The sequence below is a fragment of the Streptomyces lichenis genome (assembly GCF_023218175.1).
GTDB classification, from domain to species: Bacteria; Actinomycetota; Actinomycetes; order Streptomycetales; family Streptomycetaceae; genus Streptomyces; species Streptomyces lichenis.
In genome coordinates, this window is record NZ_JALPTH010000039.1 from 1 (window position 1) to 14,311 (window position 14,311).

The 14,311-nt window shown below is 74.6% G+C and carries 13 protein-coding genes and 1 pseudogene; 6 read left to right on the plus strand and 8 right to left on the minus strand.

From position 1 onward, the window contains the following. From M1O15_RS28620 to M1O15_RS28640, 5 genes are all read right to left on the minus strand, one after another. The coding region (locus M1O15_RS28620; protein ID WP_308282417.1) for a DedA family protein at positions 1-624 on the minus strand (624 nt) is incomplete at its 3' end. A gap of 321 nt (positions 625-945) precedes the next feature. Beyond that, a complete protein-coding gene (locus M1O15_RS28625) occupies positions 946-1,401 on the minus strand; it encodes a DoxX family protein (RefSeq protein ID WP_248637118.1) in 456 nt (151 codons plus the stop codon). 51 nt (positions 1,402-1,452) lie between these two features. Beyond that, entirely contained in the window at positions 1,453-3,531 is a 2,079-nt protein-coding gene (locus M1O15_RS28630; protein WP_248637119.1) for an FAD/NAD(P)-binding protein, read from the minus strand. 181 nt (positions 3,532-3,712) lie between these two features. After that, the gene (locus M1O15_RS28635) at positions 3,713-5,386 is read right to left on the minus strand and encodes an alkaline phosphatase D family protein (RefSeq protein WP_248637120.1); all 1,674 of its coding nucleotides are present in this window, start codon (positions 5,384-5,386) and stop codon (positions 3,713-3,715) included. Positions 5,387-5,596: 210 nt separating this feature from the next. Continuing rightward, on the minus strand, positions 5,597-6,241 hold the full coding sequence (locus tag M1O15_RS28640; protein ID WP_248637121.1) for an HNH endonuclease family protein: 645 nt from the start codon (positions 6,239-6,241) through the stop codon (positions 5,597-5,599). A gap of 346 nt (positions 6,242-6,587) precedes the next feature. On the opposite strand from M1O15_RS28640, the gene M1O15_RS28645 reads away from it, so the two are divergent. The 3 genes from M1O15_RS28645 (at position 6,588) to M1O15_RS28655 (ending at position 8,540) form a co-directional block, all read left to right on the plus strand. Continuing rightward, a complete protein-coding gene (locus M1O15_RS28645) occupies positions 6,588-7,742 on the plus strand; it encodes a helix-turn-helix domain-containing protein (protein ID WP_248637122.1) in 1,155 nt (384 codons plus the stop codon). A 178-nt stretch (positions 7,743-7,920) separates the two neighbouring features. Further along, positions 7,921-8,340, plus strand: a complete 420-nt coding sequence (locus tag M1O15_RS28650; RefSeq protein ID WP_248637123.1) for an ATP-binding protein — start codon at positions 7,921-7,923, stop codon at positions 8,338-8,340. Then, positions 8,337-8,540, plus strand: coding sequence for a hypothetical protein (locus tag M1O15_RS28655; protein ID WP_248637124.1), 204 nt, complete (start codon positions 8,337-8,339; stop codon positions 8,538-8,540). Before M1O15_RS28650 ends, M1O15_RS28655 begins: the two co-directional genes overlap by 4 nt. Positions 8,541-8,562: 22 nt before the next feature. Here the strand turns inward: M1O15_RS28655 and M1O15_RS28660 are convergent. Both M1O15_RS28660 and M1O15_RS28665 read right to left on the minus strand, forming a co-directional pair. Continuing rightward, a pseudogene (locus M1O15_RS28660) lies at positions 8,563-8,745 on the minus strand (class I SAM-dependent methyltransferase); the annotation flags it as partial. A 96-nt stretch (positions 8,746-8,841) separates the two neighbouring features. Continuing rightward, positions 8,842-9,528 carry an HAD-IA family hydrolase gene (locus M1O15_RS28665; protein WP_248637125.1) on the minus strand — a complete coding sequence of 229 codons (687 nt, stop codon included), beginning with the start codon at positions 9,526-9,528 and terminating at the stop codon, positions 8,842-8,844. Between the two features lie 354 nt (positions 9,529-9,882). Between M1O15_RS28665 and M1O15_RS28670 the strand changes: the two genes are divergently transcribed. Further along, entirely contained in the window at positions 9,883-11,964 is a 2,082-nt protein-coding gene (locus tag M1O15_RS28670) for an MDR family MFS transporter (RefSeq protein WP_248637126.1), read from the plus strand. 11 nt (positions 11,965-11,975) lie between these two features. On the opposite strand, the gene M1O15_RS28675 is transcribed toward M1O15_RS28670, so the two are convergent. After that, positions 11,976-12,587 carry a GNAT family N-acetyltransferase gene (locus M1O15_RS28675; protein ID WP_248637127.1) on the minus strand — a complete coding sequence of 204 codons (612 nt, stop codon included), beginning with the start codon at positions 12,585-12,587 and terminating at the stop codon, positions 11,976-11,978. A gap of 168 nt (positions 12,588-12,755) precedes the next feature. Here M1O15_RS28675 and M1O15_RS28680 point away from each other — a divergent pair, with 168 nt between their 5' ends. Together M1O15_RS28680 and M1O15_RS28685 are read left to right on the plus strand one after the other, a co-directional pair. Next, positions 12,756-13,415: a hypothetical protein gene (locus tag M1O15_RS28680; protein WP_248637128.1), complete on the plus strand. Its 660-nt coding sequence runs from the start codon at positions 12,756-12,758 to the stop codon at positions 13,413-13,415. Next, positions 13,415-14,239 (plus strand): hypothetical protein, encoded by an 825-nt coding sequence (locus tag M1O15_RS28685; protein ID WP_248637129.1) that lies wholly within the window; start codon positions 13,415-13,417, stop codon positions 14,237-14,239. Before M1O15_RS28680 ends, M1O15_RS28685 begins: the two co-directional genes overlap by 1 nt. Positions 14,240-14,311: the final 72 nt, after the last annotated feature.

The window sequence follows — 14,311 nt, forward strand, 5'->3', positions numbered from 1 at the left end:
CTCTCCCACCCGGCGCTGTTCGGATGTGTTGGTGGGGGGGGGGGGGGGGGGGGGGGGGGGGGGGGGGGGGGGGGGGGGGCGGGGGATGAGGCAGAGGGCGAGGGTGCCGGCGAGGAAGAGGGCGAGGACGGGGACGGCGACCGCGGTCCAGGTCGTGCCCAGCCACTCCCGTCCGAGGTAGCCGAGACCCACGCTGTAGGTGGCCCAGGCCGCGCCGGCCAGGGCGGACCAGGGGAGGAAGTGGGCGGCCCTGCGGCGGGCGGCGCCGGCGGCGAGGGAGACGACGGAGCGGCCCGCGGGGGCGAAGCGGGCCACCACCACCAGGGCCCCGCCGCCGCGGGCGAGGGCGGTGCCGAGTCGTTCCTGCGCCGCGCGCAGCCGGGGGGAGCGGGCCACCGCGCGGTGCAGCCGGGAGCGGCCGTGCCAGGCGAGGCGGTAGGCGGCCAGGTCGCCGAGGAGGGAGGCCGCCGCCGCGCAGAGGGCGAGCGCGGGCAGGGAGCCGTCGCCGGCGGCGGCCACGGTCGCGGCGGTGACCAGCAGCACGCCGCTGGGCAGGATCGGCAGGAACACGTCGAGGAGTACGGAGAGGGCCACCGCCGCGTAGATCCACGGGCCGGCGGCCACGCTTTCGAGCACCTTCACTCCCCGGGTCCGGTCAGCCCCCGGTTCCCTGCGGGCGGTCCCCGTGCCGCGGCGGCTTGGCCGAAAGCGTACGCGCAGTGCCCGCCCGGAGGGTCACCCGGGCGGGCACCGGAGCCGTGTGCGACGAGCGGACGGCGGTCGGGGAAGGCCGGCGGAGCGGGCGCCGGGAAGACCGCCGGGGTGGCCACCGGGTGCGGGCCGGGGCTGGTGCGCCGGGGCCGGTGCGCCGGGACCAGGGCCCGGGCCGCTGCGCGAGGGCTCAGGGCGCGGAGCGGTCTGCTGGGGCCTGGTCCTGGCGGCGGGTCAGGCGGTGGCGGGCTCGCGCTCGGCGTCGCGGTTGCGGCCGAGGGCCTTGGCGAAGAGCGCGTCCAGGGCAAACGCGCCGGGGCCGGTGAAGACCAGCAGCAGCATCGTCCAGCAGAACAGCACGGAGGCCTCGCCGGAGTTCTGGATGGGGAACAGGCCGTCGGCCTGGTGGGCGCTGAAGTAGGCGTACGCCATCGAGCCGGAGGCGAGGAACGCGGCGCTCCGGGTGCCGAGGCCGATCATGACCAGCAGACCGGTGACGAGCTGGATCACCGCCGCGTACCAGCCGGGCCAGGCGCCGACGGGGACGGTGCCGCCACTGCCCTGTGCGCCGCCGAGCACGCCGAACAGCGAGGCGGCGCCGTGGCACAGGAAGAGCAGTCCGATGACGATCCGGAACAGGCCCAGGGCGTAGGGCCGCGCCTGATCGAGACGGGCGGGGAGAGCGGACATGGGGACTCCTTCGGTTGGGGACGGACCGACGAGCCCATAGGTTAGGGGGACCTAATCTATGCTTGCAAGTTCAACATTTTGCCGTTCGGGATGATGAGCGGATGAAGGGGGGATGGAGGGGAGGGCGGGAGGGGTGGGGGAGGAGGACGGGGGATCGGGGAGCAGGCCGGGGGCGGTGGGGGGCTCGGTGGGCGCGGGAGGGGTGGTCAAAGGGTCGGCGGGTGCGGCGAAGGCGGTGGGTGGGTGAGGGGGGAGGGGGGTGTGGAGGGTGCTCAGGGCGGCTCGGGCTACGGCGTCGGCGTCGGACAGGGTCACCGAGCCGACGCCGGGCCTCGCGCCGGCCGCGGTCACCCAGTGGACCCCCTCGGTGGGCACCCCCAGGGCGAACCGCCGGGGGTGCGCCCGGCCCGTCGCGTCCACCAGCCGGTACGGGGGCGGGGTGACGTCCAGGCCGCCGGTGTCGTGGCCGTCCACCCGGTGGGTGCGGCAGCCGCCGTCCCGTAGCAGTGCGGCCAGCAGTTCGTCCCCGGTGAGCCGCAGGTCGGGCTCGGGCAGCCGGGCCTCGATCAGCGTGGTGGCCGTCACGGCCGAGCCGGGCACGTCGGGGGAGGAGGCGGTGAAGGCGCCGCCCTCGGCCCGTACCTCCAGGCGCGGGCCGACGACACGGAGCACGCCCGCCTCGATCAGGGCGGCCAGCTCCTCGATGCGCCGGCGCGGGGGGCCGATGGAGAGGAAGGCGTTGAGCGGGGTGTACCAGCGTTCGAGGTGCTCACGGCGGGAGTAGCCGGGCAGTCCGGCGTGGTCCACCACCTGGCGCACCTCGTTGCGGATGTCCCGCAGCACGTCCAGCGCGGCCTTGACCGGCCCGGAGACATTGCCGAGCGCCGCCTCGGCCGCGTCGGCGCGCAGATGGTCCAGCAGCCAGGAGTGGAAGTCGGCGGGGGAGGTGAAGGGGCGGTGGGTGTAGGGGTGTTCGATGCGGTCCCAGGACCAGCGGGCCGCCGCCGGCACGCCGTACTCGTCCAGCGCGGCGGCCAGGTCGGCGGAGTCGTAGGGGGCGGCGGTCAGGCGGGCCGTGAGGGCCCCGTGTCCCGTCGGTACCGCCGGCGCTCCGTGTCGCGTGGGCACCCGGAGGAGGGTGGTGTAGTAGACGGTCTCCACCTCACGGGCGATCAGGGGCCAGACCTCCTGGCGGAAGTCCGGGGGATCGCCCGCCTCCGCACGCTTGCGGAAACGTTCCACGACGTCGGGGGTGAGCAGCCGTGGGGTGTGCCGGTCCGATGACCCCTTCTCGTTGTCGCCGCGCGCCTGGTACGGCACACCGCGGCGGGAGCCCGCGTACAGCAGCGGCTCGCGGCCGGAGGGGCGGTAGGCCAGGCGGCCGGAAGCGCCGTCCCGTGCGAAGGTGCCACCGCGACCGGCCGTCAGCAGGGCCATATGGTCGAAGAAGTTGAGGCCGAGGCCGCGGAGGAGGACCGGCTCCCCGGGGTCGATCTCCGCCAGGGGGGAGGTGAGGTCGGCGGGGTTGGCGGGGGGCAGGTGGCGCAGGCCGTGGCGTGCGGCGTAGGCGCCCAGGGGGGACGGGGTGCCGGAGGTAGAAAGGTGGCCTTGGGCCAGGATGACGGCTTCCAGGGCGTTCAGCACGGTGCCGTCCGCGAGGGTGAGGGTCTGCCGGCCGTCGGACTGGTCGGTGAGGTGGACGGCGCGGGTGCGGTGGGTCCGTACGGTGACTTCGGAGGGCGCGTTCCGTACGGCGCGGGTGAACGCCCATTGCAGGTACGCCCCGTAGCAGGCGCGGGTGGGGTAGTCGTCGGGGCCGAGCGGGAGGTGGCGGGCGGCCGCCCACTCGTGGAGGCTCGGCCCCCGGCGTATCGGGCCCTCGCAGTCCACGCTCTCGTCGGTGAAGACCGTCACCTGGCAGGCCACCGTGTTCATCAGCAGCTCGGCCGGCTGGTCGGTGCGCCACACCCGCCCGGCACCCGGCGGGGACGGGTCCACGATGTGCACCGTCAGCGGGGTGCCCGCCGCCAGTTCCGGAACGGAGGCGCAGAGCCGTTCGAGCACCGAGGTGCCTCGGGGTCCTGCGCCGACCAGGGCTATGGCATGGGGAACTGCGGTCGAGACCGTCAAGATTCGGACTCCCTGGACAGGGTGGCACGGCACACGGAAGGGACATCATGCCGCTGTACCCCGGCGTACCGAAGCGTTGGCCAGGACGTTGCCGTCCGCTATGCGGGGAAAGGCAGCGAGCCTGTCCCGGACGTTCACCGGACGTTCACAGCCTCTGACCAGGGAGTCCTGCGGTGGGGGACTAGGCGCCGCCGCCCCGGGTGAGGCTGCGTTCGTGGGCGGTGCGCAGCTCGGACTTCGCGCCGCCGGGGCGGGCCGCCGCCTGCTCCAGGCGCAGCCGCGCCGACCGGCCGCGCACCGACAGGGTCATCAGCTGGTTGCCGAACCAGGGCCCGCCGGTCCGCTTCCAGTGCACCGGCGGCAGCCCCGCCCGGCCGTGCCGCAGCAGCACCTTGCCCAGAGCGCGCCCCGCCCCGCTCCAGCCGAAGCGGAACGCCATCCGCATCGAGCGCGGCACCCCGTTGTGCACCGGGGAGCAGGTCAGCTGGACCACCTCGGCGTCCGGCGCGGCATCGGCCGGCCAGCGCGGCTCGGCCACGTACGCGTGGTGCACGTCGCCGGAGAGCACGCAGATCGTGGCGGGCGCGTCCGGGCCGCTGCCCGCCTCGGCCAGCAGCCGGGCCAGCTTCTCGAAGGAGTCCGGGAAGGCGCCCCAGTGCTCCAGGTCGGCCGCCCGCCGGATCTTCTCCGAGAACCCGGCCCAGCGCGGACCCCGCGCGCCCCGGCAGAGCGCCGCGTTCCAGGCCTCGGCGTCATGCACCAGCGGCGGCAGCAGCCACGGCAGCGAGGTACCGACCAGCAGGTGGTCCACCTCCGAGCGGCGGTCCGTCATCTGCTCCCAGACCCAGTGCGCCTCCTCGTCGTCGAGCATGGCGCGCTCGGACTCCTTGAGCACCCGGGCCGCCCGGCTGTCGATCATCACCAGCCGGGTACGCCCGAAGTCCCGGCGGTAGCTCCAGCGGGTGCGCGAGGGGTCCTCGTCGGCCTCCACGGCGAACGCCCGCAACGCCTCCGTACCGTCCTCGGCGCCGCTGACCTTCGCGTACACCGGGTCGGCGGCCAGCTCGTCGGGGGAGAGGTTGCCGATGTGCTGGTACACCCAGTACGTCATCAGCCCGCTGAGGATGCGCTCGTTCCACCAGTCGGTGCGGCGCATGTCCGCCACCCAGGAGGCGCTGGTGTTCCAGTCGTCGATCACGTCGTGGTCGTCGAAGATCATGCAGCTGGGGACGGTGGAGAGCAGCCAGCGCACCCCGGGGTCGCGCCAGGACTCGTCGTAGAGGTGGGTGTACTCCTCGTAGTCCGCGACCTGGTCCCCGGGCGGCTTCTTCAGGTCCCGCCGGGTGGCCAGCCAGTCGCGGGTGGCCTCGGAGACCTCGTCGGCGTACACCTGGTCACCGAGCAGCAGCAGCACGTCGGGCCGCTCACCACCCGGGTCGGCCGCGATCCGCCGGGCCAGCGAGTCCAGCGCGTCCGGGCCGACCGGGTCCTCGCCGCCGGCCGGGGGCGCCGCCCAGCGGCAGGAGCCGAAGGTCACCCGCACCTCGCCGGCGGCGGCCGGGTCTGGGGCGGCGATGGTGGAGGCCGGGAAACGGGAGTCGGCGGGCGGCCACACCGTCTCGCCGTCCACCGCCACCTCGTACGCGGTGGTGGTGCCGGGTGTCAGCCCGGTGACCGTCACCAGGGCGTAGTGGTGGCCGGCCACCCGGAAGGTGCGCGCGGTGCCGCCCGCGCCGTCCGCGCACCGCACCTCGACCTCCCCGGGCCCCTGGGTCTCCACCCAGACGGTCGCCCGGTCGCCGCGGTCGAAATCCACGTACCGCAGCAGCGGCCCGAGCCGCAGTTCCGCCGCCATGCCGGCCTCCTCGTCGCCTGCCCCACCCGGCTCTCGGGTGCGTGCGCCGCCGTGCGCCTACCCGCGTACGGGGTGCGCGGAGCCACCGCGGTGCGCGGACACGGGTCGCCGCTTCGGCGATGGCTCTCCCTGCACCGTACGGGTGCCCGGATTACCGGCGCAGCAGCACCCCGGTCCGGGCGCGTGGGGGAACGGCGGCGGGCGGGTGGTTCAGCAGCCGCTGAGCTGGGACTGCAGGGCGCTCTTCTCGGCCGAGTCGACGCTGAGGTTCCAGTGGTGCTTCACATGCACCCACATACGGGCGTAGGTGCAGCGGTACGAGGTGCGCGAGGGCACCCACTCGGCCGGGTCCTTGTCGCCCTTGGCCTGGTTGACGTTGTCGGTGACCGCGATCAGCTGGGGCCGGGTGAGGTCGTTGGCGAAGGCCTGGCGCTGGGAGGTGGTCCAGCTGTTGGCCCCGGAGCGCCAGGCCTCGGCGAGCGGCACCATGTGGTCGATGTCCACGTCGGAGGCGGCGCTCCAGGTGGCGCCGTCGTACTCGGAGAACCAGCTGCCGCTGGTGGCCGCACAGGAGGAGTCCGTCACCACGCCGGAGCCGTCGCGCTTCAGCACGGTCTCGCGGGTGTTGCAGCTGCCGGAGACGGTGCTCCAGTGCGGGAACATGTCGCGGCTGTAGCCGCTGGAGGAGCCTTCCGCCCGGACGGTGAGCTGGCCCAGGTAGGTACGGGCGGTGGCGGCGCTGACCGGGGTGGGCGGGGCGGCCTGGGCGGTGGGCGCCGAGGTCAGCAGGGTGGTGGCGGTGAGCGCGGCGGCCGCGGCGAGACCGGATATGCGACGCGCGTAGACAGCGGACATGGGTGAACTCCCTGAGGGTGGCGGGACCTTGGCGCCCTGGGTGGCTGGCGCCACCGGGAGCGGGGGTACGGCTCGGTCATCCTGGTGGCGCGAAGTTGCCGTGAGGAGTGCGCCGGGTAACAGGGTGACGACATGGGCACGTCACATCAAGGGGTGACGGCCTTTCGCTCAGGGCTTGTTGGCGGTTTGGTGGGCGGGTGTGGGGGCGTTTGGGGCGGGGTGGGGCGGTTGGGTACGGGAGTGGGTCCTGGGGCCGGTCGCCGGGGCCGGTCGCCGTCCGGCTGGACGGTCCGCCGCCTCGTCGTCACCGGTACCGTCGGAAGGGAGCGCGTCGATGGGAGGAACCATGGCCGAATCGCCCGCCATCGGGGAGCGGTTGCGTGAGATCCGGAAGCGGCGGGGGCTCACCCAGCGGGAGCTGGCGGGTGCTTCGCGGGTCAGCCATTCGCTGATCACCAAGCTTGAGCAGGGTGTACTGGCGGACACCCGTATGGAGACCGCGCGCAAGCTCGCGGCGGCTCTCCGGGTGCCGACCACCGCACTGGTGGCCCCTGCGCCGGCGGAACCCGGGCCCGCCCCCGAGCCGTGGCTCGACCTCCAGCGGGCCGTGGAGCATCCGGCGCGGCAGCCCGACGAGGAGCCGACGGCCCACGGTCTGCTGGACGGGGTGCGCGAGGTGCGGGCGGCCCACTTCGAGAAGCGGATGGGCGATGCCGTGGGACTGCTGGTGGTGCTGCTCCGGGATGCCGAGGCGCTGGGCGACGAACCCGACGTACGGGCGGCGCGTGCCCAACTGCTCCAGATCGCCGGGTCCACGCTCACCACCGCCCGGCAGTTCGCGGCCGCCGAGACGGCGCTGCGGCGGGCGCTGGACGAGTCCCCGGACCGGCTCCGCGCGGCGAGCGTCATCACCACCTGGACCTGGCTTCTGGTGCGGCAGGGGCGCTTCGACGCCGCCCGGGAGCTGGCCGTGAAGTGGGCCGATGACAGCGAGCCGCGACTGTCCCGGGCGACGCAGGAGGAGATCGCGGCCTGGGGCTGGCTGTTGCTTCAGGGGCAGGCGGCCGCCCTGCGGGACAACCGCGGTGGGGAGGCGGCCGACATGCTGCGGCTCGCCCGCTCCGCGGCGGTCGCCACCGGGACCTTGCGCCGCGGAGAGGTGCGGCTGGCGACCTGGGGGCCGTCCACCGTGGCGTACAAGGCGGCCGAGCAGGGCGTGGTCACGGACCGACCGGAGGAGGTGCTGAGCGTCGCCGCCCGGTTCGAGGGCGGTTCCGGGACGGAGTACCACCGCCATCGGCTCGACGTGGCGAAGGCGTACGCGATGACGCGCCAGCACGGCCGGGCGGTGGAGGTCCTCGGGGAGGTCGCGGGCAGCGCCCCGGAGTGGCTCGCGCAGCAGCGCTATGCACGGGACACCCTCGCGGACACGATCTCCCGGCGGCGCACGCTGACCGACCAGACGCGTCAACTCGCCGACCTGGTCGGGCTGCCGCTGTGAAGGGCCCGAGCTGCGGCCTTGATACAAGCTGCTGACAGACCGTCAAACTGTCATTGCGGGGGCGGGGTGCCGGTGGCCACCTTGGGGCTATGACTCACGTCACAGAGCACCCCGTTCCCTGTCCACCCCGCAGGGCTTCTGCGCCCTGCCGACGGCGTACCGCCGAGGGGGACGGGCGATGACCATGACCGTCACCCCCCGCCCCACCGGCCACCCCGGGTACAGCGAGACCCTGCCCTGCGACCCCCGCAGCGCGTCCGCCGCGCGCCGTCTGGTGCGGGTCGCGCTGGCCGTCTGGGGGTTGCCGGAGCTCGCCGGGGACGCGGGCCTGGTCGTCACCGAGCTGGTGGCCAACGCCGCCCGGCACGCGCGGGGGCGGCCGGTGCGGGTCGCCGTGGAGCGGCCCGCCGCGAACCGGGTGCGGGTCTCCGTCGCGGACGGGTCCAAGGTGCCGCCGGAGCCCCGGCAGCCTCGGGCGGACGACGAGCGGGGGCGCGGACTGGTGCTGGTCAACGCGCTCGCGGCCGGCTGGGGGACCGAGCCGCTGGCGACCGGGAAACGGGTCTGGGCCGAGCTGGACGGGGGGCGGCGCGGATGAGCGGGGAGCGTACGCGGCCGTGGGTCGGCGACCTGGTGCATGACGCGGACACCGGGCGGCAGGGGATCGTCACCGATGTACGGCGGGGTGTCTACGTCCTCCGGCCGGAGCGGGGGCCGGGGGCGTGGGCCTGGACCTCGGAACGGCCGGAGCGGTTGGGGGTGGTGGTGGCCCGGGAGGAGATGGGGGAGCGGTTGTAGGCGCGCCGGTCCAGGGCTACGCGTGCTCCAGGTCGTAGCGCTCGCCGTCGTCGTGCCAGTGCCAGTGCCAGAGCTGGAAGGTGACCGTGCGGTCGGTGCCGTCGGCGGCGCGGTGCACCCGGGGAGGCGTCGAGGCCGGGCGCTCGCGCGGGAGTTCGTCGTACGGGCGGGTGCTGATCAGCAGCCGCCCGGCGGGGCGCAGGACGGAGAAGTGCCCCCCCGAGGTCTCGGTCATGGACCGGAGGCTGTCGAGCGGCGCGACCGGGTCCCGCGGCGCCGTACCCCCGGCCGCCGTATCCGTCTACGCGTCGAAGTGGAGCAGCAGGGTCCCGTCCGGGCCGCCGGCCGTGACGCGCACCCGGGTCAGGTCCGGGACGTGGACGTCGGGGGCGTGGGCGGCCGCGCGGGGGCCCACGCCGATCACCCGCATCCCGGCGGCGCGGCCCGCCGCGATGCCCGCCTCGGAGTCCTCGAAGACCAGGCAGTCGGACGGGTCCACGCCCAGCTCGGCGGCGCCCTTGAGGAAGCCCTCGGGGTCGGGCTTGCTGGCGCCGACGTTCTCCGCGGTCACCCGTACGTCCGGCATCGCGAGCCCCGCCGCCGCCATCCGCGCCCCGGCCAGCCGGGCGTCGGCGGAGGTCACCAGGGCGTGCGGGAGCGCGGCCAGCGCGGCCATGAATGCGGGGGCGCCCCCGACCGGGACGACGCCGTCCATGTCGGCCGTCTCCTCGGCGAGCATGGCCCGGTTGTCGGCGAGGTTCTGCTCCATCGGGCGGTCGGGGAGGAGGACGGCCATGGTGGCGTACCCCTGCCGTCCGTGCACCACCTTCAGCGCCTCGTCCGGGTCGATGCCGTGCCGTACGGCCCAGCGGCGCCAGCAGCGCTCGACGACGGCGTCGGAGTTGACCAGGGTGCCGTCCATGTCGAGCAGCAGCGCCCGCGCGGCGATCGAGGCGGGGGAAGGGGAGGAGGGGGCGGCCGGGGTCATGAGGGGCTCCGTCCGGGCAGGGTGCGGGGGTACGAAGCGGTTCGCCCGCCGGTCAGGGAGTGCGGGCGAACCACTTTGTTCCTGCAATATACAAAACGCGGGGCATGCTGCGCCACCGGGGTCCCGGTGGGGATCGAACGCGGGTCCGAGGTGGTTCGACCGGAGAAGGGGCGCCTGAGGGGCCGGGGACGCCGGTTTCCGTATCCGGGATGAATCGGGCGGAAAGGGGTACGCGTCGCGTTCGGTGACGGCCGACCCCACGCCGCCGAGGAGAGCACGGCGACGAAGAACAGGACGACGGAGGCAGGCCGGACCGGCGAGAGAGCGTGGCGGCGAGCGGCAGCGGAGGAGCCCATGGCGCAGCAGACGACCACCCGCGCGAACGGGGGCGGGCCGATGCCCGGGGAGGGGCAGACCCGGCGTACCGTCCTGGTCGCGATCAGCGCCCTGCTGCTCGGCATGCTGCTGGCGGCGCTCGACCAGACGATCGTCTCCACCGCGCTGCCGACCATCGTCAGCGAGCTCGGCGGGATGGACCACCTCTCCTGGGTGGTCACCGCGTATATGCTCGCCGCCACCGCCGCCACCCCGCTGTGGGGGAAGCTCGGCGACCAGTACGGCCGCAAACGGCTGTTCCAGACCGCCATCGTGATCTTCCTCGTCGGCTCGGCCCTCTGCGGGATCGCCCAGAACATGCCGCAGCTGATCGGCTTCCGCGCGGTGCAGGGCCTCGGCGGCGGCGGGCTGATGGTGCTGTCCATGGCCATCGTGGGCGACCTGGTCTCCCCCCGGGAGCGCGGTCGCTACCAGGGGCTGTTCGGTGCGGTGTTCGGCGCGACCAGTGTGCTCGGGCCGCTGCTCGGCGGGCTGTTCACCGAGCATCTGAGCTGGCGGTGGGTGTTCTACGTCAACCTGCCGATCGGGGTGGTCGCGCTCTTCGTGATCGCCGCGGTGCTCCACATCCCGACCGGTTCCACCCGGCACACGATCGACTACCTCGGCACCTTCCTGATCGCGTCGATCGCCACCTGCCTGGTGCTGGTGGCCTCCCTGGGCGGCACCACCTGGGCCTGGGCGTCGCCGCAGATCATCGGGCTGGCGGTGCTCGGCGCCGTGCTGCTGGCCTTCTTCGTACGGGTCGAGCGGCGGGCCGCGGAACCGGTGCTGCCGCTGAAGCTGTTCCGCATCCGCACCTTCGCCCTGGTGTCGGTGATCAGCTTCGTCATCGGCTTCGCGATGTTCGGCGCGATGACCTATCTGCCGACCTTCCTCCAGGTGGTGCAGGGGGTCACCCCGACCATGTCCGGCGTCCATATGCTGCCGATGGTCGCGGGCCTGCTGATCACCTCCACCGCCTCCGGGCAGATCGTCAGCCGCACCGGCCGCTGGAAGGTCTTCCCCGTCGCCGGGACCGCGATCACCGCGATCGGCCTGCTGCTGCTCCACCGGCTCACCGAGACCAGCTCCACCGCCGAGATGAGCCTGTTCTTCTTCGTCTTCGGCGCCGGGCTCGGGCTGGTCATGCAGGTGCTGGTGCTGGTGGTGCAGAACGCGGTGGCCTACGAGGACCTCGGCGTCGCCACCTCCGGCGCCACCTTCTTCCGCTCCATCGGCGCGTCCTTCGGCGTCGCCATCTTCGGCACGATCTTCACCAACCGGCTCACCGGCAAGCTCACCGACGCGCTCGCCGGGCAGGAGGTCCCGCCCGGCACCGGGGCGGACCGGATCGCCGCCGACCCGCGCGCCATGGCGACCCTTCCGCCGCGGCTGCGCGCCGAGGCGCTGCACGCCTACGCCACCTCCATCACCGACGTCTTCCTCTACGCCTCGCCCATCGTGCTGGTCGCCTTCGTGATCGCCTGGTTCCTGAAGGAGGACCGGCTGCGCGCCTCGGTCACCGCGCCGGACACCAGCCAGACCCTCGCCTCCAACCCGGTCGAGCGGTCCTCCTACGAGGAGTGCGCCCGCGCGCTGTCGGTGCTCGGCAGCCGGGAGGGCCGGAAGAAGGTGTACGAGCACATCACCGAGCGCGCCGGTCTGGACCTGCTGCCCGCCGCCGGCTGGCTGCTGCTGCGGGTACGGCGGCACGGCGCCGTCGAACCGGCCCGGCTCGCCGACACCACCCCGGTGCCGATCCGGGTGATCAGCGAGGCCTCGCGCCAGCTGGAGGAGCGCCGCCTGGTACGCCGGGAGGGCCTGCAACTGGTGCTCACCGACGAGGGCGTACGGACCGCCGTCCGGCTGGGCAAGGCCCGTGAGGACTCGCTCGCCGAACTGCTCGGCGACTGGTGGGGCCCGGACCGGCCCACCGACCTCGTCCAGCTGGTCGAGCAGCTGAGCGGTGAGCTGTGCGGCTCCCGTGGCGAGCAGCCGCGCGGGGCGCACCCGGCCCGCGACCACGCCAACCCGCACCACCGCGCCCCCGCCCCGCACTGACCGCCGGGGACTCAGGGGGACGCGGCCGGAAGAGGGGCCGGCTCGGGTACGCGGGGGGCCTCCAGCTCCTTGCCGAACCAGACCTCCGCGTACGGGGCGTCGCCGTAGGGCGGGATCTCCCGGTAGCCGGCGCGCGCGTACAGCCGGCGGGCCTCGATGAGGTCGAGCCGGGTGTTGAGCACCAGCCGCCGCACACCCAGCCCGGCCGCGGCCTCCTCCAGCGCGGCCATCAGCAGGGCCGCGCCACTGGTGCCCCGGTACGCGGGGCGGACGAACACCCGGGTCAGTTCGGCCCGTTGGCCGTCCGCCCGTTGGCCGTCCAAGCCGTCCAGTCCCTCCGCACCGTCCAGTCCCTCCGCACCGCCCAGCAGCAGGACGCCTCCGCAGGCGGCGGGCGGGCCGTCCGGGCCGCCCGCCCGGCCGACCAGGAACTGCCCGGTGGGCGGGGCGAGCAGCTCCACGCCGTCCCCGGCCAGCCCGGAGTCCACCTCCGCACCGGTGGCGGGCCGCCCCCAGTACCGTCCGGCCACCTCGGCGTAGTAGTCACGGCGCAGCGCGGTGGCCGCCGCGGTGTCGTACCGCTCCGGCGCGAACACCCACCCGGCCCGTCGAACACATTCCATGGGTCCGTACCTATCCCGGGGCGCCGCCGTTTGCCCAACGGTTTTCCGGCAACCCGCCCGTCGAGCTCACCGAACCACCGCCGGCTTTCCCCTGTTTCACCCACCAGTCCGACGAGGCTGACGGTCCGTCAGGTCCGTCGGCCCTCCCGCACCCAGGGAAAGGCAGTCATGTCAACTGTCCTGATCGTCGTCGCTCTGGTCCTCGTCTTCGCCGCCGTGGTGGCCGCGGTCCTGTACGTGGGACCCGGCAAGTCCGGCGGTCGGCGCGGACGAGGTCTGAAGCGGCGTTTCGGCCCCGAGTACGAGCGTACGGTCGCCCTGCACGACGGCGACACCAAGGCCGCCGAGCGTGAACTGGCCGAGCGCGTCGAGCGCCACGGCCAACTGCGGGCGCGACCGCTGCCCCCGGAGGCCCGTGAGCAGTACGTCGCCCTGTGGGCCGGCCTCCAGGAGCGCTTCGTGGACGCCCCGCAGCAGGCGGTCGTCGAGGCGGAGCGGCTGGTCGCCCGGCTCGCCCAGGACCGCGGCTACCCGGACGCCCAGGCGTACGAGGAGCAGCTCGACGCCCTCTCCGTGCACCACGCCCACCAGATCGAGGGCTACCGCAATGTGCACCGCGCGGCCGAGATGACCCAGGCCGCCGAGGTCCAGGGCGGCGCGCACACCGAGGAGTTGCGCGAGGCCATGCTGGACGCGCGCCGGCTGTTCGAGGTCCTGGTCGCCGAGCAGGGCGAGGACTCCGGCCGCCACCCGTCCGACCGCCCGACCCGCCGCAGCGAGCGCGGGAACCGCAGCCAGGCCGCCTGGCCGAAGGGGAGTGGTGCCTGATGTCCTACGACCCCGCCGGCACCGACCCGGCCCGCACCCCCCGCACCCGGCCCGCGCCCCGGCACCTCGGTGCCCGGGCCGGTGCCGAGCACCCGGAGAGCCCCGAAGGCCGGGCCAAGGGACCCGCCGCCCCGGGCGTCTCCCCGGACCCGGTGCAGCACAGCGGGCAGCCGGGGCAGGTGCCCCCGCCCCCGCCGGGCCCCGGCACCGGGCACACCCCGCCCCACGCCGGGCAGCACCAGGCTCCGCCCGCCCCGCCCGCCACCCCGAACGGTGACCCCGCGGCCACCGCCCACTTCCCGCCGATCACCGCCGACACCGCCCCGCCGCCGCCGAGCACCGGGCACAGCACCGGTGTCGGGACGGGAACGGGGACGGGGACGGGAGTGGGTACGGGTGCCGGCACCGGCACGGCGGGGCATGTCCCGCCCGCACCGGCCGCCGACCCCCGGACCGGCGCCCACGGCGTCCGGACCGGTGACCGGGCTGGTGACCGGACCGCCGGCCACGACAAGGACCATGACGAGCTGCTGCCCGCCCATGAGCGGGACGAGCTCACCCGGCGTATGCAGCACGCCCTGTCCGAATTCGTGGACAGCCCGCAGCGCGCGGTGCGCGAGGCGGCCGGGGTGCTGGAGGCGGCCACCGAGCAGCTGACGGCCGCGCTGGACGAGCGGCGCCGCTCCCTGCGTACCGGCTGGGACGGCGACGGCGAGGGGCGCGCCGGCAGGAAGGGCGAGGCGGGTCCGGCGCACGACACCGAGCAGCTCCGGGTCACCCTCCGGGCGTACCGGGAGATGACGGAGCGGCTGCTCCGGCTCTGAGCGACCGGCGACCCCAGACGAACGAGCGGCCCGGGCGGCCCGGACGGCGAACGATGCCGTCCGGGCCGCCCG